Here is a 23,856-nt window from a genome sequence, read left to right as displayed (position 1 = left end):
CCATGCTGGCCGCGGATTATGACAGCAAGGTGATCCCGGAAGGGCAAGGCCCATTGGTCCCGGGCAAACCCTGATCGTTTCAAACGGCAAGATGCAAATACGCTGCCAGTCCGCCCAGGAACATCTGCACCGACAGCGCGATCAGCAGCATGCCCATCACCCGCTCCAGCGCGGTCAGCACGCTTTCGCCGAGCCAGCGGAACAGATAGGTCGAGCACAGCAGGATCACTGCCGTCGCCAGCCAGGCGCCGAGCAGCGCGATCGCCCAGTCGGCGGTGCGCCCCGGTTGCGTATTGGTGAGCAGCAGCAGCGCCGCCATCGCCGAGGGACCGGCCACGCCGGGAATCGCCATCGGCACGATGAAGGGCTCGCCCTCGCCGGACTTGCCGAAGATGCCGCCGCCGTCCGCCGGCGGGAACACCATGCGGATACCGATCAGGAACAGCACGATGCCGCCGGCGATGCTGATCGACTCCTGCCGCAGCTGCAGCAGCCTGAGCAGGTGCTGGCCGCCGACCAGGAAACCCAGCAGCACGCCGAGCGCGATCAGCAGCTCGCGCACCATCACGCGGCGCCGGCGCTTGGGCGCCACGTCCTTGAGCAGGCTGAGGAAGATCGGGATGTTGCCCAGCGGATCCATGATCAGGAACAGCAGGATCGCCGCCGACAGGGTGGTCATCTGCGTTTCCATCTCAGCCCCCTGCGCCGCGAGGACGCGCGCGCCGCTCAGTCATGGCGCAGGTCGAGCATGCCGCCGCGCGCCGCCGCGCCCTGTGCGCTGAGCAGGTACACGGCCGCTTCCGCCGCGGTGTCCGGCAGCGGCAGCTGGCTGGTGTCCTCGCCGAAGTAGGCCTGGCGGCGCAGCGCCGTGCGCATCGGCGCGGGCAGCAGCGCCTGCGTGCGCAGCGGCGTGTTTTCCGTTTCCTGGTGCAGGATCTCGACGAAGCGCTCGGTCGCCGCCTTCGCCACGCCGTAGGCGCCCCAGTGCGCCTTGCGCACCAGCGCGGGATCGTCCAGCAGGAATACCACGGCGCTGTCCGGCGCGGCAGTGAGCAGCGGCATGCAGGCCTGGGTGAGCGCGAACGGCGCGGACACATTGACGTGCAACGCGCGCAGCCATTCGTCCGGCTTGTGCATGGCGATCGGGGTGAGCCCGTCGAAGCTGGCGGCGGCGTGGACGATGCCGTCGAGGCGGCCGAAGTCGCGCTCCAGTCCATCGGCCACGGCCTGGTAGTCGTTCGGCGTGGCGGCTTCCAGGTCCAGCGGATGGATCACCGGCTCCGGCAACTGTTCGGCCAGCATGGCGTCGTACAACTGCTCCAGCTGGCGCCGGCGCCGGCCGGTGATCACCACCGTGGCGCCAGCGCGCGCGGCGGCGCGCGCCACCGCGGCGCCGAGGCCGCCGTAGGCGCCGGTGACCAGCACGACGCGATCCGCCAGTGCGCCGGGCTGCAGGATCCAGTTCGCGGGAAGACGATGACTCTGCAGCGTCATGCCTGCGACGCCCCGCTGACGTCGAGCACCATGCGTGCCAGTTCGCCGGAGGCCTTGAGGTCCTCGACGATGTCGCAGCCGCCGATCAGCTCGCCCTGGATGAACAGCTGCGGGAAGGTCGGCCAGTTCGCGTAGTGCGGCAGCGCGGCGCGCACTTCCGGATCGGCCAGCACGTTGACGGCGTGGACCTCCGCGCCGGCCTCCTTCAGCGCCTGCGCGGCGCGGCTGGAAAAGCCGCACATCGGGAACTGCGGCGTGCCCTTCATGAAGAGCACGATGGGGTGCTCGGCGAGCACGGCCTTGATTCGCTCGTTAACGTCCATAGCTCGGGGATTCATCATTACAATGCGGCAAGATCGGTAGTGTATCAGTCGCGCACCGGCCCGCCGTCCCGCGGCGCCCGCCGCGACTTTCCTTAGCCAACCGCCCAGGAGCCTCCACCATGGCGTTCGAACTCCCCCCCCTGCCCTACGAAAAGAATGCGCTCGAGCCGCATATCTCCGCCGAGACGCTGGAGTATCACTACGGCAAGCACCACCAGGCCTACGTGACCAATCTCAACAACCTGATCAAGGGCACGGAGTTCGAGAACGCCTCGCTGGAGGACATCATCAAGAAGTCGTCCGGCGGCGTGTTCAACAATGCCGCCCAGGTGTGGAACCACACCTTCTACTGGAACAGCCTCAGCCCCAAGGGCGGCAGCGAGCCCAGCGGCAAGCTGGCCGACGCCATCAACAAGGCGTTCGGCTCGTTCGAGAAGTTCAAGGAGGAGTTCTCCAAGTCGGCGGTCGGCAACTTCGGTTCCGGCTGGACCTGGCTGGTGCAGCGTCCGGACGGTTCGCTGGGCATCGTCAATACCTCCAATGCCGCCACGCCGATCACCGGCAGCGACAAGCCGCTGCTGACCTGCGACGTGTGGGAACACGCCTACTACGTCGACTACCGCAATGCGCGCCCGAAGTACGTCGAGGCGTTCTGGAACCTGGTGAACTGGGACTTCGCGGCCAAGAACCTGGCCTGATCTCCGTCCCGGGATCCATAAAAAAAACGGAGCCGGCGACGGCTCCGTTTTTTTTGGACGGCTTTACCGGACAGCGGCGCCGCTCAGCCCAGCACCTGGATGGCGGGCTCCGCCTGCGACTCGCGCTGCAGCGCACGGGCCACGCCGGCCAGGCGCTCGGCCATCGACTTCGCGTCGACCGCGCAGACCGTCGCATGCCCCACCTTGCGGCCCGGACGCGGCTGCTTGCCGTAGTCGTGCCAGTGCCCGTCGACCGCCTGCAGCACCGGCGCGGCATCGGGCAGCTCGCCGATCCAGTTGAACATCGCCGACAGCCCGCGCGCCGAGGTATCGCCCAGCGGCAGGCCGAGCACGGCGCGCACGTGGTTCTCGAACTGGCTGGTGAGCGCGCCTTCGATGGTCCAGTGCCCGGAGTTGTGCACGCGCGGCGCCATCTCGTTGCCGAGCAGCTGGCCATCCTTGACGAACAGCTCCAGCGCGAACACGCCGACGTATGCCAGGCGCTCGGCCAGGGTGCGCGCCAGTTCGGTGGCGCGCTGCTGCAGCCCGTCGACGGCGGGTGCCGGCGCCAGGCTCAGCGACAGTACGCCGTCGGTGTGCCAGTTCTGGGTCAGCGGCCAGGTGCGGAAGTCGCCGTCGCGCCCGCGCACCGCGACCACCGAAAGCTCGCGCTCGAACGGCACGAAGGCTTCCAGGATCAGCCCATGCGCAGCGGCCTGCGCGCCCAGCGCGGCCCAGGCGGCATCCGCGTCGGCCAGCGTGCGCAGGCGGAACTGGCCCTTGCCGTCATAGCCGAGGCGGCGGGTCTTGAGGATCGCCGGCGCACCGACGGTGGCCAGGGCGCGATCCAGGTCGGCGCGCGTGTCGACCGCCATGAAAGCCGGCGTGTCCAACCCGCACTCGCGGAACAGCGTCTTCTCGGCCAGCCGGTCCTGCGCCACCGCCAGCGCGCGCGGCGCGGGGAACACCGCCACGCGTTCGGCCAGCCAGTGCGCGGTCTCGGCCGGCACGTTCTCGAAATCGAAGGTGACCACGTCGACCTGGCGGGCGAAGCTTTCCAGCGCCGCGTAGTCGGTCCAGTCCGCCGCCAGCAGCGGGGCGACCTGGGCCGCGCAGGCATCCGGCGCGCTGTCCACCACCAGGGTCTTCACCCCGAGCGGCGCCGCGGCGAGCGCCAGCATGCGGGCCAGCTGCCCGCCGCCGAGGATGCCCAGCACGGCTTGGCGGCGTGCGGTCACTGGCGCGGGTCCGGATGGTCCAGGACGGTCTGGGTCTGGCGGGCGCGGAAGGCATCCAGCGCCGCGGCCAGTTCGGCGTCGTGCAGGGCCAGCACGGCGGCGGCGAGCAGGCCGGCATTGGTGGCGCCGGCGCGGCCGATGGCCAGGGTACCGACCGGGATGCCGGCCGGCATCTGCGCGATCGAAAGCAGGGAATCCATGCCGTTCAGGGCCTTGGACTGCACCGGCACGCCGAAGACCGGCAAGCGGGTCTTGGCCGCCAGCATGCCCGGCAGGTGGGCGGCGCCGCCTGCACCGGCCACGATCACCTGGATGCCGCGGCCCGGGGCCTGTTCGGCGTACTGGAACAGCAGGTCCGGCGTGCGGTGGGCGGAGACCACGCGCACCTCGTGCGGCACGCCCAGTTCGGCCAGCACGCTGGCCGCATGCTCCATGGTTTCCCAGTCCGAACGGGAGCCCATCACTACGCCCACCAGCGGCGCCCTGCCTGTCGAAGTCATGGTCCGGCCATCCAAAAGGGGCTATTGTACGGACCTTTCCGCAGCATCACACGACCTCCTTCATGGACAAGCGCCTGCTCGACATCCTCTGCTGTCCAGTCAGCAAGACCCCGCTAAGGCCGCTCGGCAAGAACGAGCTGGACGCCATCAACACCGCCATCGCCCAGGGCCAGGTCGACACCGTGGCCGGCACCCGGGTCGAGGCCTCCCTGCACGAAGGCCTGATCACGGTGGACCGCAAGGTCGTCTATCGGATCGACGAGGGCATCCCCGTGATGCTGCCCGAAGAGGGCATCGGCACCGCCCAGCTGCGGGATTTCCCGGCCGCCGCCTGAGGTAGGCCGGACGGCCGCTTGAGGGACGGCGGGAATGTCCCCAGATGCCAACCTGAGCATGACATGGCAATGATCTTTCGCGTATCGTTCCTGGTCATGCGGTCGGCGTAGCCGCCTCGGAACGACGGCAGCACATCACACAGGGGTGTGGCGATGAACAACGCCAGTGAGCCATCGAACATTGTCAGTCTCAGTCAGCGCCTGGACCCTTCCAGCGAGCGCGGCGGTGCCCTGCTGAACACGGTGCGCGACATCGCCTCGCGGCGCCTGCAGCTGCTGGCCAACGGCATGTTCGAGCACGTCGACGACGCCCTGTTCGACCTGGCCGAGAAAGCCGAGAACAACGCCGCCCAGATGCACTACTTCGACGGCATGCGCGAAGTGCGCAAGCGCCGTCCGGCGGTGGAACGGGCGTTCCTGGCCGCGGTCACCCGCGGCATCGCCGACTTCGCCTCCCAGCAGCGCGCCAGCGCCAACCCCACCGCCGGCGTGCCGCTGCCGATCGGCACGGTCGAGCTGACCCTGGTCGCCGACAACGAGCTGGAAGAGTCGCTCGCGATCACCAGCATGATCGGCAAGAACGAAACCCGCCTGACCCGCGACCTGTTCGCGGTGAACCAGCGCCTGTCGGTGATCTACGGCGGCATCCGCGTCGAGGATGCGAACAACCCGGTCGCCCCGGCCTCGCTCACCCAGGCGTTCCGCCAGGCGATGCGCGAGCTGTCGGCGGAGATGCGCGTCAAGCTGATCATCTTCAAGCTGTTCGACCGCTACGTGCTGGCCGCGCTCGACGAGCTGTATCAGGAAATCAACACCGAGCTGGTGCGCGCCGGCGTGCTGCCGCAGCTGCGCCACGAAGTGCAGCGCAGCGGTGGCGCCGCCTCGAGCGGCACCGCCGCGGCCGCGGCAGCCCAGGGCGCCGCGCAGATCGGCGACGTGCCGCTGGCCGACGACGCCGCCTCCGGCGAACTGCTGCAGACCCTCCGCACGCTGTTCAGCGCCCGCCGCGGCGGCATGCCGGAGAACCTGCCGGTCGGCGGCCCGCTGCAGGTTCCCACCGTCAACGAACTGATCGGCGCGCTCAGCGTGCTGCAGAGCCAGGCCGCCACCGTGGGCAGCCCGCTGCCCCTGCGCGGCGGCGCGTCCGCATCCAACGCGGCGGTGATGCAGGAAGTCGCGCACCTCAAGGAGCAGCTGCTCACCCAGATCGGCTCGCTGCGCGGCGAACGTCCCGGCCAGGTCGCGACCATGGACGAGGACACCATCGACCTCGTCGGCATGCTGTTCGAGTTCATCCTCGAGGACCGCAACCTGCCCGCCGAAATGCAGGTGCTGCTGGCACGCCTGCAGATTCCGTATCTCAAGGCGGCGATCCTCGACCGCCGCCTGTTCGCGCACCGCCAGCATCCGGCCCGCCGCCTGCTGGACAGCCTGGCCGATGTCGCCAAGGGCTGGTCGCCCGAATCCGACCGCGACCATCGCCTGCACGACAAGGTGAAGGCGGTGGTCGACGCGCTGCTGCAGGAATTCGACGACGACCTCACCATCTTCGACCGGCTCAATCTCGAGCTGCAGGATTTCCAGGACCAGAGCCGCCGCCGTTCCGAGCTGGCCGAGCAGCGCGTGGCCGAGTCCACCCGCGGCCGCGAGAAGCTGGAACAGGCGCGCCGCCGCGCCGCCAAGGAAATCCTCACGCGCATCGGCGACTACACGCTGCCGCCGCTGATCCACGGCATCCTGTCGCGCGCCTGGGCCAACTACATGGTGCTGACGATCCTGCGCCAGGGCGAGGAATCCTCGGAGTTCCGCGACTCGCTGCGCTTCGTCAACGACTTCATCGCCAGCACGCGCCCCGCGCGTTCGCTGGAAGACCGCCGCATGCTGCGCCAGATGCTGCCAGGCATCGAGCGCTCGCTGCGCCGCGGCCTGGCCAATGTCGCTTTCCAGGAAAGCGACATCGAGCGCCTGCTCGCGCAGTTGCACACTTACTACCGCCATCAGCTCGGCGAGCAGATCCCGGTGGCCGAGGTGCAGGCGGTGGAGGAATCGGCGGTGCTGCCGATCCCGGACAACATCCAGCCGATCACCGAGACCGAAGCGGCGCTGGACCTCGACGCGGCCCCGGCCGAGCCGGAAGAAGACACGCCGGAACTGCGCATGGTGCACGAGCTGAAGCCGGGCATCTGGCTGGAGTTCGCCACCGAGGGCGACACCATCGAGCGCGCCAAGCTGTCCTGGGTCAGCCCGATGAGCGGCCGCTACCTGTTCGTCAACCGGCGCGGCCTGAAAGTCGCCGACTACGCACCGCACGAACTGGCCCGCGAAATCATCGCCGGCCGCGCACGCGTGCTGGAGTCGTCGGCCCTGTTCGATCGCGCGCTGGATGCCATCGTCGGCCGCCTGAGCCAACCGGCCACCGTCGCGCCCTGATAACATCGGCCCGATCACATCGGGCTGATTCCTCGGCATGACCTCTTCGAACCTGCTTGCTCCGCCGCCGGCCGAACTCGTGCTGGCCGATGTCGAACGCGCCTTCGCCGAAGACATCGGCAGCGGCGACGCCACCGCCGAACTGCTGCCCGCCGGTGCCAATGCCAAGGCCACGCTGACCTGCCGCGAAGACGCGGTGATCGCCGGCACGGCCTGGTTCGATGCCTGCTTCCGCCGCCTGGATCCCGCCGTGCGCATCGACTGGCAGGCCGGCGACGGCGCGCGCGTCGCGCCCGGCTCGGTGATCTGCCGGCTCGAAGGCAGGGCGCGCGCGCTGGTCAGTGCGGAGCGCTCGGCGCTCAACTTCCTGCAGCTGCTGTCCGGCACCGCCACCACCACGGCAGCCTATGTGCAGGCGGTCGCCGGCACCGCGGTGCGCGTGCTCGACACGCGCAAGACCGTGCCTGGCCTGCGCATCGCACAGAAGTACGCGGTGCGCTGCGGCGGCGGCCATAACCATCGCGTAGGCCTGTACGACGCGATCCTGGTCAAGGAAAACCACATCATCGCGGCCGGCGGCATTGCGCAGGCGGTGGAAGCGGCGCGGCGGCTGCATCCCAGGCTATTGCTCGAAGTGGAAGTCGAAAACCTGGACGAACTGCAACAGGCCATCGAGGCCGGCGTCGACCGCATCATGATCGACAACTTCACCCCGCCGCTGATGCGCGAAGCGGTGGCCATCGCCGCCGGCCGCATACCGCTGGAGATCTCCGGCAACGTGGATCTCGACACCATCCGCACCTATGCGGAAACGGGCGTCGATTTCATCTCGGTGGGCGCGCTGACCAAGCACGTGCGCGCCGTGGATCTCTCGCTGCGCCTGCAGCTCGACTGAAACCCGATCGGCGCGGCGCCCATGCGCCGCGCCGTTGGCCGGCGGGCCTTGCGGGCGGCACCTGTCGACCACACACTGCCACGCATGGCCCGATTCGACGACTTGTTCCTGCTGCTGCTCCTGGCGAGCATCGTGGTGGCATGGCTGAAACTCAGCCGCCTGCGCGAACTCGCCGCCGCCGAAGCGCGCCGGCAGTGCGAACGCCACGGACTGCAGCTGCTGGACGAAACGGTCGGCCTGAGCAGCCTGCGCCTGCGCCGGCTGGACGGCATGCGCGTGATCGAGCGCGGCTACAGCTTCGAAGTGAGCATCGACGGCAACGACCGCGAACCCGGCCGCCTGTGGCTGGCGCACGGTCGCGTCACCGGGCTGAGCCTGCCGACCATCGAGGCGCGCATTCCCGAGCGGAACGATGCCGACGCGGATGCGAGCAACGTCGTGCCGCTGCGTCCGCGCCTCGAAGGCAGGAAATCAGGGGATCCGCGAATTCACTGAAGCGCGGCGGCGATCGACGCCGCCGCCGCTTACTTCACCACGCGCAGGAAGGGCGCGCCCTTGCGGGGCTTGTCGCCGGTGTCCGGGCTGTCCGGCGGCGGCGTGTCGTCCGAGGGCGGTTCCGGCGGCGGCTGGTCGCCGCCTTCGTCGGCGGGAAACATCATGCCCTGCCCGTTCTCCTGGGCGTACAGCGCCAGCACCGCATGCACCGGGATCAGGATCGAATGGCTCACGCCGGAGAAGCGCGCCTGGAAACTGATCCACTCGTTGCCGAGGTCCAGGTTGGCGACCGCGCGCATCGCCAGGTTCAGCACCACCTGCCCGTTCTTCACCACCTGCGGCGGCACGCGCACGCCTTCGCGCGCGGCGTCGACCAGGATGTACGGAGTGAGGTTGTTGTCGGTGATCCAATCGTAGATCGCCCGCAACAGGTACGGGCGATTGGAACTCATCGGCACATGTGGATCGTTACTGCTCATCGGCCTTTACTGCTCTTCTTTAGATCTTCAGGGCCGCATGGCCTTTTCTTCGGCCGTCATACTGCGCGCAAAGCCCTGGCTATGGAATAGGCGCTCGCCGTAGTCCAGGATCGGCTTGCCTTCGCGGCCCAGGTCCACGCCCAGCCACGGCAGCCGCCACACCACCGGCGCCACCAGGCAGTCGGCCAGGCTCATTTCCGGGTTGAGGAAGAACTTGGCGGCCTTGAACAGCGGCAGCGAGGCCAGCAGGTGTTCGCGCAATCGCTTGCGCGCGCCGTCGGCGGGACGGCCGCCGGCGCGGATGGTGTGCACTTCCGGGAGCCAGTCCAGTTCGATGCGCAGCGAAGCCAGGCGCAGGCGCGCGCGCGACAGCGGATCGATCGGCATCAGCGGCGGATGGGGATAGCGCTCGTCGAGGTATTCGCACACCACCGAGGTGCCGTAGAGCGTGAGGTCGCGATCGACCAGGGTGGGCGTGGAGCCGTAGGGATTGAGGTCCAGCAGGTCCTCCGGCGGCTTGCTCGGATCGACGATTACTCTTTCGTAGCTGACACCCTTGGCCGCCAGCACCAGGCGGGTGCGGTGGCATTGGATGTCATCCGCGGTCGAGTACAAGGCGAGTACGGATCGCGAACGTGCGCTTTGAACCATGCGCGGTCTCCCCATCGACTAAGCGCATGCGGCGGCCGAGGCCGCCGCATGCTGGGCCAAGGAGCGACGTCTCAGTGGACGTCCTTCCAATATTCCTTCTTCAGTGCGTACGCGAGCAAGGTGAACGCGGCCAGGAACAGCAGCACCCAGATGCCGTAGCGCTGGCGCTGCAGGGCGGCCGGCTCCGCGGCGTATTCCAGGAAGGTGGTGAGGTCGCGCGTGGCCTGCTGGTACTCGGCCGGCGTCAGCTTGCCCGGGCGCGAGAGCTCCAGCTTCTCGACCGCCTCCTCGCCGTCGACCTTGTGCATCACCGCGGTCTGCAGGCCCTGCAGTTCCCACAGCGGGTTGGGCATGGAGGCGTTCGGGAACACCGTGTTGTTCCAGCCCACCGGACGGCTCGGGTCCAGGTAGAAGGAGTTGAGGTAGCCGTACACCCAGTCGGCGCCCTTGGCGCGCACTTCCAGCGAGAGATCCGGCGGCGCCTTGCCGAAGAAGGTCGTGGCCGACTCCTCGGGCATGTGCGAGACCACCGGGTCGCCGAACTTCGCGCCGGTCATGTTGAGGTTGCCCATCACGTCCTGCTCGCTGAGGCCCAGGTCCTCGGCGATGCGCGAGTAACGCACGAACTTCAGCGAATGGCAGCCGACGCAATAGTTGAAGAACAGCTTGGCGCCGCGCTGCAGCGCCGCCTGGTCGTGCACGTTGGTGCCGGCGGAGGGCAGCGAGCCCTCCTCCGAGGCCATGGCCGAGGAGCTGCCCAGCAGGAGGCCGGCGGCAAGGGCGATCGAAGAGAGAGTGCGCTTCATCAGGGATTGCCGCTTAGTCATGGTCATACACCACCCGCTCCGGGACCGGCCTGGTCTTCTCACGGCCACCGCGCGTGTAGACCCACATGAACACGAAGAAGCCGAAGTAGACCAGCGTCCACAGGCGGCCGAACGAGTTCTCCCAGAACGTCACGTCGACATTGCCGAACCAGGCCGGGATGACCTCGGCCACCACGCCCGCGCCCACCGCGCCCAGCGCGATGAAGGACAGCACGAACAGGCCCAGCGCCACCTTGAAGCCGGTGCCGCGGTAGCGGATCGAGCGCACCTTGCCGGCATCGATCCACGGCAGCAGGAACAGCAGCACGATCGCGCCGAACATGCCCAGCACACCCCAGATGGCGGTGCTGAACAGGGACGGGATCATGCGCAGGATCGCGTAGAAGGGCGTGAAGTACCACACCGGCTTGATGTGGGTCGGCGTCACCAGGTTGTTCGCCGGCACGAAGTTGTCGTGCTCGAGGAACCAGCCGCCGAAGGTCGGCGCGAAGAAGATGATGAAGGCCGCGATGATCAGGAAGAAGCCCACGCCGACCAGGTCCTTCACCGTGTAGTACGGATGGAAGGGAATCGCGTCGGCCGGCTTGCTGGCATCCCAGCGGTTGCCCTTGGGGCCGTGCTTGACGTCGACGCCGTCCGGGTTGTTCGAGCCCACCTCATGCAGCGCGGCCAGGTGCAGCACCACCAGCAGCAGCAGCACCAGCGGCAGCGCGATCACGTGCAGCGCGAAGAAGCGGTTGAGCGTGGCGTCGGCCGGCAGGTAGTCGCCCATGATCCACTCCACCAGGGAGTTGCCGATCACGGGGATGGTGCCGAACAGCGAGATGATCACCTTGGCGCCCCAGAACGACATGTTGCCCCACGGCAGCACGTAGCCCATGAACGCTTCGGCCATCAGCACCAGGAAGATCAGCATGCCCAGCAGCCACACCAGCTCGCGCGGCTTCTGGTACGAGCCGTACATCAGGCCGCGGAACATGTGCAGGAACACCACCACGAAGAACAGCGAGGCGCCGGTGGAGTGCATGTAGCGGATCAGCCAGCCCCATTCCACGTCGCGCATGATGTACTCGACCGAGGCGAACGCTTCCGCCGCGCTGGTCTTGTAGTTCATGGTGAGGAAGATGCCGGTGACGATCTGGTTGACCAGCACCAGCAGGGCGAGCGAACCGAAGTAGTACCAAAGATTGAAATTCTTCGGCGCGTAGTACTCGGTCATGTGCTTGCGATAGGTCGGCGCCAGGTTCGGCGCGCGCTCATTGACCCAATCGCCGATGCGCGAGAACACAGTAGCCATCAGCCGGCCTCCTTCGGGTCCACGCCGATCTGGATGTGCGTGTCATCCACGAAGTGGTACGGCGGAATCAGCATGTTCTTCGGCGCGGGCACGCCGGCGTAGACGCGGCCGGCCAGGTCGTAGCGCGACTTGTGGCAGGGGCAGTAGAAGCCGCCCTTCCACTCCGGATCGAACGGCTCGGGCTTCATCACCGGCACGAAATCCGGCACGCAGCCGAGGTGGGTGCACAGCGCCACCATGACCAGCCACTCGGGCTTGATCGAGCGCGTGCCGTTCTGCGCGTACTTGGGCTGCTGCTCGGCGGAGCTGCCGTCGGACTTGGCGTCCACCAGGCGGGCGTCCTGCGCGGGCAGGGCGTCCAGCTGCTCCTTGGTGCGATTGACCACGAAGACCGGGAGGCCGCGCCACGGGTAGGTGACCTTCTGGCCGGCCTCGATCTTGCTGATGTCGACCGTGACGGGAGCACCGGCGGATTTGGCTCGAGCGCTCGGTTCCCACGACTTGATGAAGGGCACGGCTGCCGCGATGACTCCAACACCACCAACCACCGCGGTGGTCGCTGTGAGGAACCTTCGGCGGCCATGATCGACGACTTCGTTCGCCATCAGGCTCTCCGGTACTTATGCCATTGAGGTGCGACTTTGGGGGCCGCAAAAATCGCGTTAGTGTAGCGTCAGCCCCTGCCACGTACAATAAAACGGCCCAAGCGTCCGCGGCGACGCAAGCGCCCTTTCCGATCCACCCTCCCGTCCTCCGTCCAGCGTTTCGCCAAGGCCCATTTTTCCGCATGAAACAAGCCGTCGGCACGCTAGCCTTCATCGCCCGGTTCGTCGTCCTGGGGCTGGCGGTGGCCTTCGTGATCAGCCTCTTGTGGCCCGGCGTGGGTGACCGGCTGCGTGCGGGAGTGGGTCTGCACAGTGCGCAGGCACCCGGCAGCGGGACATCGGCCCCGACCATTCGCGGGCGTTCGAGCGGGCCGGTGTCCTACGCCGATGCCGTGGCCAGGGCCGCACCGTCGGTGGTCAATATCTACGCAAACAAGATGGTCACCGAGCAGGGCGTGCAGATGTACTCCGACCCGGTGCTGCAGCGCCTGTTCGGCGGCCGCCCCGCGATCTACAAGCGCCGCGAGCAGAGCCTGGGCTCGGGCGTCATCGTCAGCAGCCAGGGCTACGTGCTGACCAACAACCATGTGATCGCCAAGGCCGACGACATCCAGGTGCTGCTCTACGACGGCCGCGTGGCCAAGGCGCAGCTGGTCGGCGCCGATGCGGAGACGGACCTGGCGGTGCTGAAGATCGACGTATCGAGCCCGCCGGTGATCCCCTTCGCCGACGAGCACCCCGCCCGCACCGGCGACGTCGTGCTCGCCATCGGCAATCCGCTGGGACTCAACCAGACGGTGACCATGGGCATCATCAGCGCGATCGGCCGCCAGCTGAGCAGCTCCAGCCCGGAAGACTTCATCCAGACCGACGCGGCGATCAACCTCGGCAACTCCGGCGGCGCGCTGGTCAACACGGACGGCGAGCTGGTCGGCATCAACACGCTGCTGATCGGCAAGGCGGCCAATGCCGAAGGCATCAGCTTCGCCATCCCGGCGAGCAGCGCGCGCAAGGTGCTGGAGCAGATCATCGACAGCGGCCACGTGGTGCGCGGCTGGCTGGGCGTCGACTACACCTTCGTGCCGGTCGCCGCCGACAGCGGCCTGCCCGCCGCGGCGCGCGGCGCACAGGTGAGCGATGTCTATCCCGGCGGCCCCGCGGCCCAGGCCGGCATCCAGCCGCACGACATCCTGCTGCGCATCGGCAAGGACGACATCGTCGATGCAGCCGATCTGCGCCGGCGCGAAGCGGCGCTGCCGCCCGGCAGCAAGGTGGAAGTCTCCGGCCTGCGCAACGGCACGCCGTTCCATGCCGAAGTCACCCTGGCCCAGCGGCCGCCGCTGACGCCGACCGCCTCGCTCGACGGCTGATCGTCCGACCGCGGCTCAGCCGCGTCCCGGCCGCGTGTCCTGCGCGGAGGCCACCGGCGGACGCACCACCGCGCCGTAGCGCTTGCGCAGCGTGCCCACGCGCTCGACATAGACCTGCGTTTCCGCGAACGGCGGCACGCCGCTGTAGCGCTGCACCGCGCCGGGACCGGCGTTGTATGCCGCCGCGGCCAGGCGCTCGTCGCCGTTGAAGTTCTTCAGCAGCAGCGCGAGATAGCGCGCGCCGCCGCGGATGTTCTGGTCCGCATCGAACGCGTCGCGCACGCCCATGTCGTTGGCCGTGGCCGGCATCAGCTGCATCAGTCCCTGCGCGCCCTTCAGCGACAGCGCGCGCGGGTTGTATGCGCTCTCGGCATGAATGATCGCGCGCAGGAAAGCCTCGTCCAGGCCGAACTCGGCGCTGGCCAGGCGGATCGTGTCCGCATACGCGGTGAGGTTGAGCTCCACGCTGTTCCAGCGGATCGGCGAATGCAGATTGCACGCCACGCAGGTGGAGATATAGGTGAACAGCATGGTCACGGCATGCGTGCCGGGACCGGCCGGCTTCATATTGGTGTATTCGACCGACCCGTCCGGACGCGTCACCCGGTATACCGCACCGCGCAGCACGCGATCGGCCTCCGGGGCCGGCGGCGCCGCGGCGACATCGCTGGCCGTCTTCGATTCGCTGTAGCTCCACTGCCCCGGCTTGCCCGCCGGCGCCGCGGGCGGCGGCGGCACTGCGCGCCCCGAGGTGACGACGTCGCCATGCGCCCCGACCAGGGACGGCTCGGGCAGCGCCTGCGCCGAGGTCTGCACGGCGCCCTTCACCCAGGCCAGCGAACTGGCCGGAGGTATCGGCGCCTGCTTCGGTTTGGCGGCACGCGGCAGCGAGTCCGCCACGGTCGCGATCTTCTGGCAGCCCTGGTAGCCCTGGGTGCTGTTGCTGTAGACCGTCTCGCCGGACGAGCCGGTGCAGCGGTACAGCCCGCCCGCATGGGCCGGCGCCAGCCACAGCAGGCCGGCCAGCAGCGCGCACGCGGCAGCGGCCCGGCTCAAGGCCAGGCCCGCACGGAAAGCCCGCGAAGACGAGCCGATGCTTTCCCCTTGTCGCTCGGCATCAGACATGGCGCGCAGTGTGCCCCTGCCCCGGGGCCAAGCCAAGCGCCGGCTCCCGGTTTCGTGCGCCGCGCCAAACTCCCCGCCCGGCCACCCCGGCAAACCCACGCAAGTCCCTGATCGCACTGGCGCTTCGCTGGCATGCGCGACGGCGGGCGCGTAAACTGCACGGTTCGGCGCCCCAGCGCCCCTTCTCACGACCGGTACCAGCGCCATGAGCGGCAAGCTTTTCATCAAGACCCACGGCTGCCAGATGAACGAGTACGACTCGGCCAAGATGGCCGACGTGCTCAAGGCTTCGCACGGCCTGGAGCTGACCGCCGACGAGTCCGAGGCCGACGTCATCCTGGTCAACACCTGCTCGATCCGCGAGAAGGCGCAGGAAAAGGTCTTCAGCCAGCTCGGCCGCTGGAAGGAATTCAAGCAGGGCGGCAAGCCCGTGCTGATCGGCGTGGGCGGCTGCGTCGCCTCGCAGGAAGGCGAGGCCATCATTAAGCGCGCCCCGTACGTGGACCTGGTGTTCGGCCCGCAGACCCTGCACCGCCTGCCCGAGCTGATCGAGGCCAAGCGCGCCACCGGCAAGCCGCAGGTGGACATCAGCTTCCCCGAGATCGAGAAGTTCGATCGCCTGCCGGAGCCGCGCGCCGAAGGCCCCACCGCCTTCGTCTCGATCATGGAAGGCTGCTCCAAGTACTGCTCCTACTGCGTGGTGCCCTACACCCGCGGCGAGGAAATCAGCCGCCCGTTCGACGATGTGCTGGTCGAGGTCGCCCAGCTCGCCGCGCAAGGCGTGCGCGAAGTGAACCTGCTCGGCCAGAACGTCAACGCCTACCGTGGCGCCACCCACGACGGCGGCACCGCGGACCTGGCCGTGCTGATCCATGCCATCGCGCAGATCGACGGCATCGGCCGCATCCGCTTCACCACCTCGCATCCGTTGGAGTTCTCCGACTCGCTGGTCGAGGCCTACGCCAACGTGCCGCAGCTGGCCAACTTCCTGCACCTGCCGGTGCAGGCCGGCTCGGACCGCATCCTCGGCGCGATGAAGCGCGGCTACACGGCGCTGGAGTTCAAGCAGAAGATCCGCAAGCTGCGCGCGGTGCGCCCGGATATCTGCATCTCGTCGGATTTCATCGTCGGCTTCCCCGGCGAGACCGATGAGGATTTCGAGAAGACCATGAAGCTGATCGAGGACATCGGCTTCGACCAGAGCTTCTCCTTCATCTTCTCCTCCCGCCCCGGCACCCCGGCCGCCAACCTGGACGACGACACGCCGATGGCGGTCAAGCACCAGCGCCTGGAGCGCCTGCAGGCGGCAATCAACGCCAATGCGCGGCAGATCAACCAGGCCATGGTCGGCAGCGTGCAGCGCGTGCTGGTGGAAAAGCCCAGCAAGAAGGACCCGAACGAATTCACCGGCCGCACCGAGAACATGCGCTTCGTGAACTTCCCGGGCCACGCGCGCATGATCGGCCAGTTCATCGACGTGGTGATTACCGAGGCCATGGCCAATTCGCTGCGCGGCCGCGTGCACACCGCATGACGCAGGTTGGGGTGAGCCGCAGGCGAACCCCAACATCGCGACATTCGAACGCATCGCACCATTGGGGTTCGCCTGCGGCTCACCCCAACCTACGCGGACTCAATCCAGCCGCTTGCGAAAACGCAAGATCGCCGCCGTCATCATCACGGCGGTGAACGCGACCAGCGCCGCCACCTCGCGCCACAGTTCCCACAGGCTCGCCCCGCGCAGCATGACGCCGCGGATCAGCCGCAGGAAATGCGTCAGCGGCAATATCTCCGCCAGCCACTGCGCCGCCTGCGGCATGCCGGCGAACGGAAACATGAAGCCCGACAACAGGATCGACGGCAGGAACACGAAGAAGGTCATCTGCATCGCCTGGAACTGCGATTGCGCGCGCGTGGAGATCAGCAGGCCCATGGTGAGGTTGGCCAGGATCAACAGGCCCGCGGCCAGATACACGTCCAGCAGGCTGCCGTGGATCGGCACGGTGAACAGCCAGCGCCCCAGCGCCAGGATCACCGTCACCTGCAGCAGGCCGATGCCGATATACGGCAGCACCTTGCCCACCATCAGCTCGGCGCTGGTCAGCGGCGTGGCGATCAGCAGCTCCATGTTGCCGCGCTCGCGTTCGCGCACGATGGCGATGCCGGTGAACAGCACCATGGTCATGGTCAGGATCACCCCGATCAGCCCCGGCACGATATTCACCGCCGAGCGCCGCTGCGGATTGTAGAAGCTGACGATGCTGATCGGCCCTGCGGCCGGCGTGCTGACCAGGGGCGCGCGCGTGTCCGGCGCCGAACCGTCGACCGGCACCTGCGCCAGCTGCGCGGCGGCGCTCTGCACCACGTTGTCGCTGCCGTCGACCATGATCTGCGCGACCTGGCGCCCATCGTAGCGGCGGCGCTCGAAGTCCGGCGGCACTACCACGCCGATACTGATCTGGCCGCGGCGCAGCATCGCCACCAGTTCCTCAGGGGTGTCGGCATGCGCCACCGGCGCGATCACCCCGGTCGCCAGCATGTCCATCACCAGGGCGCGAGAACCGGCGCTGTTGGCCTGGTCGGCGATGCCTGCATCGAGGCCGCGCAGGTTGGTGTTGATCGCGTAGCCGAACAGCACCAGCTGGATCACCGGGATGCCGACGATCATGGCCAGCGTGATGCGGTCGCGACTCATCTGCCGCAGTTCCTTCAGCACGATCGCCCACAGGCGCCGCCAGTTCATGCCGCGCGCTCCTGCCCCGGATGCTGCTGGCGCGTCACGGCGACGAAGACGTCCTCCAGGTTGGGCTGCACCGGCTCGATGCGCGCCTGCGGGTCGCGCTCGGCCAGCAACTGCTTCAAGCGCGCCAATGCCTCGTCGCCATCGGCCAGGCCTTCGCGCACGATCACGCGCAGCTCGTTGCCGACCTGGGCCACGCCGAGCACATCGTCCGCCTGCGCCAGCGGCTGCTGTGCACGCCGCGGTTGCGCACTGGCCACCACGAAAGTGCGGCCTTCGAGCCGGCCGGTGAGTTCGGCCGGCGTGCCGTCCGCGACCAGCACGCCGCGGTCGAGCACGGCCAGGCGATGGCAGCGCTCGGCTTCGTCCATCAGGTGCGTGGAGACCAGCATGGTGGTGCCGGCGTCGGTCAACTCGAAGAGTTTTTCCCAGAAATCGCGGCGCGATTCCGGATCCACCGCGCTGGTGGGTTCGTCGAGGAACAGCAGTTCCGGATCGTGGATCACCGCGCAGGCCAGCGCCAGGCGCTGCTTCTGGCCGCCGCTCATGGTGCCGGCCAGTTGCTTCTGGCGGTCGCCGAAGTGGTACTGCTCGATCAGCTCGTCGATGCGCTGCCTGGTGCGCGCCTTCGGCACGCCCTGCACCGCGGCCATGAATTGAAGGTTCTCGCGCACGCCCAGGTCGTCGAACAGCGAGAACTTCTGCGTCATGTAGCCGATGCGCTTGCGCAGCGCCTCCGCTTCGCGCGGCACGCTCAGGCCGAGCACGTCGATCTCGCCCTCGCTGGGCGTGAGCAGGCCGCACAGCATGCGGATGGTGGTGGACTTGCCCGAACCGTTCGGGCCGAGGAAGCCGTAGACGTGGCGTGCCGGCACTTCCAGATCGACATGATCGACCGCGGTGAAGTTGCCGAAGCGCTTGGTCAGGCCGCGCGCGCGGATGGCGCAATCGTTGCGGCCGGTTTCGCCGCTCACGGCTTCGCCTCGGGATAGTCGACGCGCACCGGCACGCCGACCGGCAGCTCGGCGGCGTCCGGGCCCAGGGTCACTTCGGCGAGGTAACTCAGGCGCGCCGCGTCCTCGCCGATCAAGGCGTAGTAAGGCGTGAACTCCGGCTCGCTGCGGATCAGGCGCACCTTGCCCTGATAGACCTTGTCGTGGCCGTCGACATGCACCTGCACCGTGTCGCCGACGCGCAGGCGCGCGCGCTGCGGCTCCTGCAGATAGATGCGCGCATACGGCGCATCGCCCGCCAGCAGCACCACCAGCGGCGCGCCGACCGGCGCCTGGTCGCCCAGCTTGTACGGCAGGCTGTCGACGCGCCCGGCCCGCGGTGCGACCAGGGCGAGCTTGCCCAGCAAGACTTTCTGCGCCGCCGCCTGCGCCTGCGCAGCGGCGAGCGCCGCTTCGCCCTGCGCGACCTGTTCCGGCCGCGTGCCGTGCACCAGCGCGTCGAGTGCGGCTTTCGCGGCCGCGACCTGGCCGTTGGCATTGCCGGCGGCGGCGCGGGCACGGTCGATGTCGGCGGCCGCGGCGTAGTTGTCTTTCTGCAGCGGCAGCAGGCGCTGGTAGTAGGCGCGCGCATCGCGCGCCTGCGCCTCGGCGGCAGCCAGGTCGGCGCGTGCCTTGGCGATGTCCTCCTGGCGCGGCCCCACGCGCAGCTCCAGCAGATTCGCCTGCTGTTGCTGGGCCTGCGCTTCGGCGGCGGCCAGGTCAGCCTGCGTGTGGGTGGGATCGAGTTCGAGCAGCGGCTGCCCCGCCGCGACCTGTTCGCCTTCGCGCACCTTGATCGCCAACACACGCTCGGCCGCCGGCGCGGGCATGCCGATGCGGTCGTATTCCAGCGTGCCCAGCGCCTGCGGCGGCGCCTTGCTGCAGGCGGCCAGCGCGAGGGCTAGCGCGCAGGCGACGGAGCGGAGGATGGGTCGGTTCATGCGGAAGCTCCGGACGGCTGCGGGCCGAGGCCGCGTTCCAGCAGGGCCAGGGTGTGGTTGACCAGGGCTTGCGGATCGAGATCGTCCGCCTCGAACACGCGCCGCCAGATCGGCGCGCCCGCAGCGGGAAACAAGGTGAGGCCGACCAGCGACACGACCAGCAGGCGCGGGTCCAGCCCGGGGTTGAGCGCGCCGGCTTCCTTCGCGGCGGTGAAGCGCTGCGCCAGCAGCTGCGGCAGGTTGGGCAGCAGGTGGTGGAACAGCACCTCGCGCAGCTCGCCGCCCTCGCACAGCACCTCGCGCACCCACAGCGGCGGCAGCCAGGGATGCCGTGCCACCACCTCGCTGATGCCGCGCACGAAGCCCGCCGCCAGCACCGCCGGTTCACTGCCGGCCTGGGCCAGCCGCTCGCGCATCGGCGCCAGCGCGGGCAGCAGGCGCTCGTCGATCACCGCCTGCTTCAGCTGCTCCTTGTCGCCGAAGTAGTAGTGCAGCATCGCCGGCGTCACGCCCGCCTCGGTGGCGATCGCGCGCAGCGGCGTCGCGCCGATGCCGTCGCGGGCGAATCTGGCCAGGGCGACGTCGAGCAGGTGCGCGCGCAGGTCGCGGTCTTCCTTGGCGGGACGACCGGCGCTGCGGCGAGGCGAGGCGGGGGGCTTGGTTCGGGCCATGAGGCTTAAATTAATTAAACAATTAATTACTGGCAAGTGCGGCCCCGTCCGGGTAGCCCTGATCCCTCCCCCGCGCTACTCTCGCGCGCCTATGACCGAGCTCAATCAGCGCGACTTCGCGCTAGACCCCGAAGACAACGCCCGCCTCGCCAACCTCTGCGGCCCCTTCGACGAACACCTGCGCCAGATCGAACTGCGCCTTGGCGTGGAGATCGACCATCGCGGCAACCTGTTCCAGGTGATCGGCGAGGACGCCGCCACGCGCGCGGCGGAAAAAGTGCTGCGCGCGCTGTACAGCAGCACCGAGCAGGAGACCCTCACCGGCGCGCGCATCAATCTCCATCTGGCCGAATCCGGCATCGACGCGCTCACTGCCGAGGCAGCCGAGGGCGCGCAGGAAGTGGTGATCAAGGTCAAGCGCGGCGTGATCAAGGGCCGCGGCCCGAACCAGGCGCGCTACCTGCACGCGATCACCACCCACGACATCAGCTTCGGCGTGGGCCCGGCCGGCACCGGCAAGACCTACCTGGCGGTCGCCAGTGCGGTGGAAGCGCTGGAAGCGAACCGCGTGCAGCGCCTGCTGCTGGTGCGTCCCGCGGTGGAGGCCGGCGAGAAGCTCGGCTTCCTGCCGGGCGATCTGTCGCAGAAAGTCGATCCTTACCTGCGGCCGCTGTACGACGCGCTGTACGAAATGCTCGGCTTCGAGAAAGTGGCCAAGCTGATCGAACGCAATGTGATCGAGATCGCGCCGCTGGCCTATATGCGCGGCCGCACGCTCAACGACTCGTACGTGATCCTGGACGAGGCCCAGAACACCACGGTCGAGCAGATGAAGATGTTCCTCACCCGCATCGGCTTCGGCTCGGTGGCGGTGATCACCGGCGACGTCAGCCAGGTCGACCTGCCGCGCAACGTGCGCTCCGGCCTGCGCCATGCGGTCGAGGTGCTGCGCGGCGTGGAGGGCATCAGCTTCACCTTCTTCACCTCGCGCGACGTGGTGCGCCATCCGCTGGTGGCGAAGATCGTGCGCGCCTATGAGGCGTTCGAACAGAAGCCCGAGGAAACCAGGTGAGTCCGGCGAAGGCCGCCGCCGCGTCGAACCTGAGCCTCTCGGTCGGCTACGCGGCGCCGCGCGCCGGCGTGCCCTCCTCCGCCAGTTTCCGCCGCTGGGTCGAAGCGGCGCTGCGCGGCGCCAGGCGGCGCAAGGCGACGGAACTGTCGATCCGTATCGTCGACGCCAGGGAAGGCCGCGCCCTCAACCGCGACTACCGCGGCAAGGACTACGCCACCAACGTACTGTCCTTTCCCGCCGAGCTGCCGCCCGGCGTGGCCCTGCCGCTGATCGGCGACCTGGCCATCTGTGCTCCCGTGGTGGCCCGCGAAGCGGCCGAACAGGGCAAGGCGCCGCGCGACCACTGGGCCCATATGACCGTGCACGGCGTACTGCACCTGCTGGGCTACGACCACCAGGAAGACGCCGAGGCCGAGGCCATGGAGGCGCTGGAAACCCGCACCCTGGCCGGCCTGGGCATCGCCGATCCGTACGCCTGAGGGCCTGCAATGCGAGGCTTGCGCCCTGAATCGTCACAAGTTTTAGGCTAGACTCGCCATTCCGCCCTACGCATGGGCACACCCGCAAGCGTAATGAACGAGGACCCTGGCAGTACCAGCGGCCCGGCCCACCGCAAATGGTGGGATCGACTGGGCCATCTGTTTTCCGGCGAGCCGCGCAATCGCGAAGAGCTGATTGAAGAGCTGCGCTCGGCCCAGGCCAACGGCCTGATGTCCAACGACACCCTCACCATGGTCGAGGGCGCCATCAAGGTCACCGAGCTGAGCGTGGACGACGTGATGGTCCCGCGCGCCCAGATCGTGATGGTCTCCGCCGAGGCTCCGCTGAGCGAGATTTTCGCCACCGTGGTCGAATCCGGCCACTCCCGCTTTCCAGTGCACGGCGAGGACAAGGACGAGATCCTCGGCATCCTGCTGGCCAAGGACCTGCTGAAGTTCGTCGGCGACGGCCGCGATTTCAGCCTCGCCACCGTGCTGCGTCCCGCGGTGCTGATCCCCGAGGCCATGCGCCTGAACGTGCTGCTGGCCGAGTTCCGCCACACCCGCAACCACATGGCCCTGGTGGTCGACGAGTACGGCGGCGTCGCCGGCCTGATCACCATCGAGGACGTGCTGGAGCAGATCGTCGGCGAGATCGACGACGAGCACGACGACGAGGAAGAACCCGAGCTGATGCACGAGCAGGCCGGCGGCGGCTGGCTGGTCAGCGCGCTGACGCCGATCGCCGACTTCAACGAGCAGGCCGGCGCCGCGTTCTCCGACGAGGAGTTCGACACCGTCGGCGGCATGGCCACTTCAGAATTCGGCCATCTGCCCGAGGTCGGCGAGGAAGTCGCCATCGGCGATTATCTGTTCCTGGTCACCGAGGCGGACGACCGCCGCGTGCAGCAGTTCCGCGTCACCCGCCTCGCCGAAGGCTGAGCCGCTTTTCATCCTCTGGGAAACCCACGCCGATGAGCCTGATCGCTCGCACCCTCCTGCTGTTTGCGTTGCTGGGGGCTGCGTTCGCCCAGGCTCATGCGAGCGTCGCCAACGCGCCGGGAGCCAACCTCGAGATCGCCCTCGTCACCTACGGCCCCGGCGAGACGTATTGGGAACGCTTCGGCCACGACGCCATCCAGGTGCACGACACGGTCAGCGGCGAATCGGTCGACTTCAACTATGGCGTGTTCGATTTCGACGAGAGCGGTTTCCTGCTCAACTTCGCGCGCGGCCGCATGCATTACCTGATGGATGCGGCGTATACCGCGCAGGACCAGCATTACTACATCGAATCCGGCCGCTCGGTGACGCGCCAGCCGCTGGCACTCACGCCGGACCAGGCCGCGGCGCTGCGCGACTTCCTGCTGTGGAACCTGCGCCCCGAGAACGCGCGCTACGACTACGACTACTACGTCGACAACTGCACCACCCGCGTGCGCGACGCGCTGGACCGCGCGGTCGGCGGCGCCATCCGCAAGCAGCTGGAAACGCGCGCCGGCGGCATGACTTATCGCCAGCAGACCGCACGCCTGATGAGCGCGCAGTCGTGGCTGATGCTGATCCTGGACCTGGGCCTGGGGCCCTACGCCGACCAGCCGCCGACGGCATGGCAGGAAAGCTTCCTGCCGATGGTGCTGCAGCGCGAACTGGCCAGCGTAAAGATCGACGACGGCACCGGCGGCACGCGCGTGCTCGCCGGCGAAAGCCAGCTGGTGTCGCCCAACCGCCTCGACGTCCCACCGGAACACGCGCCCGACCTGCGTGCGCCATTGGCGATCGCCGGCCTGGTCTTCGCCGCGCTGCTGATCGTCACCGCGCGCCGCTGGCCTACCGGCCTCGCCCTGCTGGGTACGCTCTACCTCGTTGCCGCCGGCATCGTCGGCCTCTTGCTGCTGGTGCTGTGGACCCTGACCACCCACCACTCGGCCTGGGCCAACGCCAACCTGCTGCTGTTCAACCCGCTCGCCTTCCTGCTGCTGCCTTCGCTGTGGCGCGCCCGCCGCGGCCTCGCCGCCTCGCGCCTGGCCGACCGCATCCTGCTGCTGCAACTGCTAGCCATCGCCACCGCCCTCACCCTGCACCTGCTGCCCGGCACCGTGCAGCAGAACCAACCCTGGCTGCTGTTTGCGATTCCGTGCTGGCTGGCGTTGTCGTGGAGCCTGCGGCGGGGGTTGCGGCGTATTCACTGAAACAATC

The 23,856-nt window shown here is 68.4% G+C and carries 26 protein-coding genes; 11 read left to right on the top strand and 15 right to left on the bottom strand.

All coding sequences use genetic code 11. The features are described 5' to 3' along the window. Positions 1-79: 79 nt before the first annotated feature. The 3 genes from BM172_RS17725 to grxD are packed head-to-tail and all read right to left on the bottom strand — an operon-like array spanning position 80 to position 1,817. The gene (locus tag BM172_RS17725) at positions 80-679 is read right to left on the bottom strand and encodes a YhgN family NAAT transporter (protein WP_026633447.1); all 600 of its coding nucleotides are present in this window, start codon (positions 677-679) and stop codon (positions 80-82) included. A 47-nt stretch (positions 680-726) separates the two neighbouring features. After that, positions 727-1,494, bottom strand: coding sequence for an SDR family NAD(P)-dependent oxidoreductase (locus tag BM172_RS17720; protein ID WP_026633448.1), 768 nt, complete (start codon positions 1,492-1,494; stop codon positions 727-729). After that, positions 1,491-1,817: a Grx4 family monothiol glutaredoxin gene (gene grxD, locus BM172_RS17715; protein WP_026633449.1), complete on the bottom strand. Its 327-nt coding sequence runs from the start codon at positions 1,815-1,817 to the stop codon at positions 1,491-1,493. Before grxD ends, BM172_RS17720 begins: the two co-directional genes overlap by 4 nt. Before the next feature lie 119 nt (positions 1,818-1,936). Between grxD and sodB the strand changes: the two genes are divergently transcribed. Then, positions 1,937-2,515 (top strand): superoxide dismutase [Fe], encoded by a 579-nt coding sequence (gene sodB, locus BM172_RS17710; protein WP_026633450.1) that lies wholly within the window; start codon positions 1,937-1,939, stop codon positions 2,513-2,515. Between the two features lie 83 nt (positions 2,516-2,598). Here sodB and BM172_RS17705 read toward each other — a convergent pair whose 3' ends face one another. Together BM172_RS17705 and purE are read right to left on the bottom strand one after the other, a co-directional pair. Next, the gene (locus tag BM172_RS17705) at positions 2,599-3,753 is read right to left on the bottom strand and encodes a 5-(carboxyamino)imidazole ribonucleotide synthase (protein WP_026633451.1); all 1,155 of its coding nucleotides are present in this window, start codon (positions 3,751-3,753) and stop codon (positions 2,599-2,601) included. Then, complete coding sequence (gene purE / locus BM172_RS17700) at positions 3,750-4,253, bottom strand: 5-(carboxyamino)imidazole ribonucleotide mutase (RefSeq protein ID WP_026633452.1); 504 nt, start codon at positions 4,251-4,253, stop codon at positions 3,750-3,752. Before purE ends, BM172_RS17705 begins: the two co-directional genes overlap by 4 nt. A 62-nt stretch (positions 4,254-4,315) precedes the next feature. Here purE and BM172_RS17695 point away from each other — a divergent pair, with 62 nt between their 5' ends. From BM172_RS17695 to BM172_RS17680, 4 genes are all read left to right on the top strand, one after another. Next, complete coding sequence (locus tag BM172_RS17695) at positions 4,316-4,588, top strand: Trm112 family protein (protein WP_026633453.1); 273 nt, start codon at positions 4,316-4,318, stop codon at positions 4,586-4,588. A 153-nt stretch (positions 4,589-4,741) separates the two neighbouring features. Further along, positions 4,742-7,018, top strand: coding sequence for a DUF1631 domain-containing protein (locus BM172_RS17690; protein WP_026633454.1), 2,277 nt, complete (start codon positions 4,742-4,744; stop codon positions 7,016-7,018). Positions 7,019-7,055: 37 nt separating this feature from the next. After that, positions 7,056-7,913, top strand: a complete 858-nt coding sequence (nadC, locus tag BM172_RS17685) for a carboxylating nicotinate-nucleotide diphosphorylase (RefSeq protein ID WP_026633455.1) — start codon at positions 7,056-7,058, stop codon at positions 7,911-7,913. Positions 7,914-7,997: 84 nt separating this feature from the next. Next, complete coding sequence (locus tag BM172_RS17680) at positions 7,998-8,408, top strand: DUF3301 domain-containing protein (protein WP_051548313.1); 411 nt, start codon at positions 7,998-8,000, stop codon at positions 8,406-8,408. A gap of 29 nt (positions 8,409-8,437) precedes the next feature. Here the strand turns inward: BM172_RS17680 and BM172_RS17675 are convergent, their stop codons facing one another. The 5 genes from BM172_RS17675 to petA all read right to left on the bottom strand — a co-directional run bounded on the left by BM172_RS17675 (position 8,438) and on the right by petA (position 12,267). After that, positions 8,438-8,860: a ClpXP protease specificity-enhancing factor gene (locus BM172_RS17675; protein WP_026633456.1), complete on the bottom strand. Its 423-nt coding sequence runs from the start codon at positions 8,858-8,860 to the stop codon at positions 8,438-8,440. Between the two features lie 54 nt (positions 8,861-8,914). Then, positions 8,915-9,538 carry a glutathione S-transferase N-terminal domain-containing protein gene (locus tag BM172_RS17670; protein ID WP_026633457.1) on the bottom strand — a complete coding sequence of 208 codons (624 nt, stop codon included), beginning with the start codon at positions 9,536-9,538 and terminating at the stop codon, positions 8,915-8,917. 71 nt (positions 9,539-9,609) lie between these two features. After that, complete coding sequence (locus BM172_RS17665; RefSeq protein WP_035322344.1) at positions 9,610-10,344, bottom strand: cytochrome c1; 735 nt, start codon at positions 10,342-10,344, stop codon at positions 9,610-9,612. A 13-nt stretch (positions 10,345-10,357) separates the two neighbouring features. Continuing rightward, positions 10,358-11,662, bottom strand: coding sequence for a cytochrome b (locus BM172_RS17660; protein WP_026633459.1), 1,305 nt, complete (start codon positions 11,660-11,662; stop codon positions 10,358-10,360). Next, a complete protein-coding gene (gene petA, locus BM172_RS17655; RefSeq protein WP_026633460.1) occupies positions 11,662-12,267 on the bottom strand; it encodes a ubiquinol-cytochrome c reductase iron-sulfur subunit in 606 nt (201 codons plus the stop codon). Before petA ends, BM172_RS17660 begins: the two co-directional genes overlap by 1 nt. A 182-nt stretch (positions 12,268-12,449) precedes the next feature. Here petA and BM172_RS17650 point away from each other — a divergent pair, with 182 nt between their 5' ends. After that, entirely contained in the window at positions 12,450-13,637 is a 1,188-nt protein-coding gene (locus BM172_RS17650; RefSeq protein WP_026633461.1) for a S1C family serine protease, read from the top strand. Positions 13,638-13,652: 15 nt separating this feature from the next. On the opposite strand, the gene BM172_RS17645 is transcribed toward BM172_RS17650, so the two are convergent. Next, positions 13,653-14,693, bottom strand: coding sequence for a lytic transglycosylase domain-containing protein (locus BM172_RS17645; RefSeq protein WP_035322346.1), 1,041 nt, complete (start codon positions 14,691-14,693; stop codon positions 13,653-13,655). 274 nt (positions 14,694-14,967) lie between these two features. Here BM172_RS17645 and miaB point away from each other — a divergent pair, with 274 nt between their 5' ends. Next, entirely contained in the window at positions 14,968-16,296 is a 1,329-nt protein-coding gene (gene miaB, locus BM172_RS17640) for a tRNA (N6-isopentenyl adenosine(37)-C2)-methylthiotransferase MiaB (RefSeq protein WP_051548314.1), read from the top strand. Between the two features lie 99 nt (positions 16,297-16,395). Here the strand turns inward: miaB and BM172_RS17635 are convergent, their stop codons facing one another. Genes BM172_RS17635 through BM172_RS17620 form a run of 4 tightly spaced genes read right to left on the bottom strand, consistent with a single transcriptional unit; the run spans position 16,396 to position 20,106 of the window. After that, the gene (locus tag BM172_RS17635; RefSeq protein ID WP_026633462.1) at positions 16,396-17,505 is read right to left on the bottom strand and encodes an ABC transporter permease; all 1,110 of its coding nucleotides are present in this window, start codon (positions 17,503-17,505) and stop codon (positions 16,396-16,398) included. Then, on the bottom strand, positions 17,502-18,443 hold the full coding sequence (locus BM172_RS17630) for an ABC transporter ATP-binding protein (protein ID WP_026633463.1): 942 nt from the start codon (positions 18,441-18,443) through the stop codon (positions 17,502-17,504). The genes BM172_RS17635 and BM172_RS17630 overlap by 4 nt, the downstream gene beginning before the upstream one ends. Before the next feature lie 29 nt (positions 18,444-18,472). After that, positions 18,473-19,435 (bottom strand): HlyD family secretion protein, encoded by a 963-nt coding sequence (locus BM172_RS17625; RefSeq protein ID WP_051548315.1) that lies wholly within the window; start codon positions 19,433-19,435, stop codon positions 18,473-18,475. After that, positions 19,432-20,106 (bottom strand): TetR/AcrR family transcriptional regulator, encoded by a 675-nt coding sequence (locus BM172_RS17620; RefSeq protein ID WP_026633465.1) that lies wholly within the window; start codon positions 20,104-20,106, stop codon positions 19,432-19,434. Before BM172_RS17620 ends, BM172_RS17625 begins: the two co-directional genes overlap by 4 nt. Before the next feature lie 91 nt (positions 20,107-20,197). Here BM172_RS17620 and BM172_RS17615 point away from each other — a divergent pair, with 91 nt between their 5' ends. The 4 genes from BM172_RS17615 to BM172_RS17600 all read left to right on the top strand — a co-directional run bounded on the left by BM172_RS17615 (position 20,198) and on the right by BM172_RS17600 (position 23,849). Then, entirely contained in the window at positions 20,198-21,178 is a 981-nt protein-coding gene (locus BM172_RS17615) for a PhoH family protein (RefSeq protein WP_026633466.1), read from the top strand. After that, positions 21,175-21,657, top strand: a complete 483-nt coding sequence (gene ybeY, locus BM172_RS17610) for an rRNA maturation RNase YbeY (RefSeq protein ID WP_081805000.1) — start codon at positions 21,175-21,177, stop codon at positions 21,655-21,657. The genes BM172_RS17615 and ybeY overlap by 4 nt, the downstream gene beginning before the upstream one ends. A gap of 93 nt (positions 21,658-21,750) precedes the next feature. Then, entirely contained in the window at positions 21,751-22,599 is an 849-nt protein-coding gene (locus BM172_RS17605) for an HlyC/CorC family transporter (protein ID WP_026633468.1), read from the top strand. 32 nt (positions 22,600-22,631) lie between these two features. Beyond that, positions 22,632-23,849: a lipoprotein N-acyltransferase Lnb domain-containing protein gene (locus BM172_RS17600; protein ID WP_026633469.1), complete on the top strand. Its 1,218-nt coding sequence runs from the start codon at positions 22,632-22,634 to the stop codon at positions 23,847-23,849. The last annotated feature ends 7 nt before the right edge of the window (positions 23,850-23,856 follow it).

This window comes from Dyella marensis (assembly GCF_900112865.1).
In the GTDB taxonomy this organism is placed as follows: domain Bacteria; phylum Pseudomonadota; class Gammaproteobacteria; order Xanthomonadales; family Rhodanobacteraceae; genus Dyella_D; species Dyella_D marensis_A.
This window is presented reverse-complemented; position numbering and strand designations above follow the sequence as displayed.

Excerpts from the sequence above, each read along its gene's own strand:
- BM172_RS17615 (WP_026633466.1), top strand. The coding sequence starts at position 20,198 with ATGACCGAGCTCAATCAGCGCGACTTCGCGCTAGACCCCGAAGACAAC.
- BM172_RS17660 (WP_026633459.1), bottom strand. The coding sequence starts at position 11,662 with ATGGCTACTGTGTTCTCGCGCATCGGCGATTGGGTCAATGAGCGCGCG.
- BM172_RS17690 (WP_026633454.1), top strand. The coding sequence starts at position 4,742 with ATGAACAACGCCAGTGAGCCATCGAACATTGTCAGTCTCAGTCAGCGC.
- miaB (WP_051548314.1), top strand. The coding sequence starts at position 14,968 with ATGAGCGGCAAGCTTTTCATCAAGACCCACGGCTGCCAGATGAACGAG.
- BM172_RS17625 (WP_051548315.1), bottom strand. The coding sequence starts at position 19,435 with ATGAACCGACCCATCCTCCGCTCCGTCGCCTGCGCGCTAGCCCTCGCG.
- BM172_RS17695 (WP_026633453.1), top strand. The coding sequence starts at position 4,316 with ATGGACAAGCGCCTGCTCGACATCCTCTGCTGTCCAGTCAGCAAGACC.
- BM172_RS17620 (WP_026633465.1), bottom strand. The coding sequence starts at position 20,106 with ATGGCCCGAACCAAGCCCCCCGCCTCGCCTCGCCGCAGCGCCGGTCGT.
- grxD (WP_026633449.1), bottom strand. The coding sequence starts at position 1,817 with ATGGACGTTAACGAGCGAATCAAGGCCGTGCTCGCCGAGCACCCCATC.
- nadC (WP_026633455.1), top strand. The coding sequence starts at position 7,056 with ATGACCTCTTCGAACCTGCTTGCTCCGCCGCCGGCCGAACTCGTGCTG.
- BM172_RS17600 (WP_026633469.1), top strand. The coding sequence starts at position 22,632 with ATGAGCCTGATCGCTCGCACCCTCCTGCTGTTTGCGTTGCTGGGGGCT.
- purE (WP_026633452.1), bottom strand. The coding sequence starts at position 4,253 with ATGACTTCGACAGGCAGGGCGCCGCTGGTGGGCGTAGTGATGGGCTCC.
- sodB (WP_026633450.1), top strand. The coding sequence starts at position 1,937 with ATGGCGTTCGAACTCCCCCCCCTGCCCTACGAAAAGAATGCGCTCGAG.
- BM172_RS17670 (WP_026633457.1), bottom strand. The coding sequence starts at position 9,538 with ATGGTTCAAAGCGCACGTTCGCGATCCGTACTCGCCTTGTACTCGACC.
- BM172_RS17680 (WP_051548313.1), top strand. The coding sequence starts at position 7,998 with ATGGCCCGATTCGACGACTTGTTCCTGCTGCTGCTCCTGGCGAGCATC.
- BM172_RS17650 (WP_026633461.1), top strand. The coding sequence starts at position 12,450 with ATGAAACAAGCCGTCGGCACGCTAGCCTTCATCGCCCGGTTCGTCGTC.
- BM172_RS17605 (WP_026633468.1), top strand. The coding sequence starts at position 21,751 with ATGAACGAGGACCCTGGCAGTACCAGCGGCCCGGCCCACCGCAAATGG.
- BM172_RS17720 (WP_026633448.1), bottom strand. The coding sequence starts at position 1,494 with ATGACGCTGCAGAGTCATCGTCTTCCCGCGAACTGGATCCTGCAGCCC.
- BM172_RS17635 (WP_026633462.1), bottom strand. The coding sequence starts at position 17,505 with ATGAACTGGCGGCGCCTGTGGGCGATCGTGCTGAAGGAACTGCGGCAG.
- BM172_RS17725 (WP_026633447.1), bottom strand. The coding sequence starts at position 679 with ATGACCACCCTGTCGGCGGCGATCCTGCTGTTCCTGATCATGGATCCG.
- BM172_RS17675 (WP_026633456.1), bottom strand. The coding sequence starts at position 8,860 with ATGAGTTCCAATCGCCCGTACCTGTTGCGGGCGATCTACGATTGGATC.
- BM172_RS17665 (WP_035322344.1), bottom strand. The coding sequence starts at position 10,344 with ATGAAGCGCACTCTCTCTTCGATCGCCCTTGCCGCCGGCCTCCTGCTG.
- petA (WP_026633460.1), bottom strand. The coding sequence starts at position 12,267 with ATGGCGAACGAAGTCGTCGATCATGGCCGCCGAAGGTTCCTCACAGCG.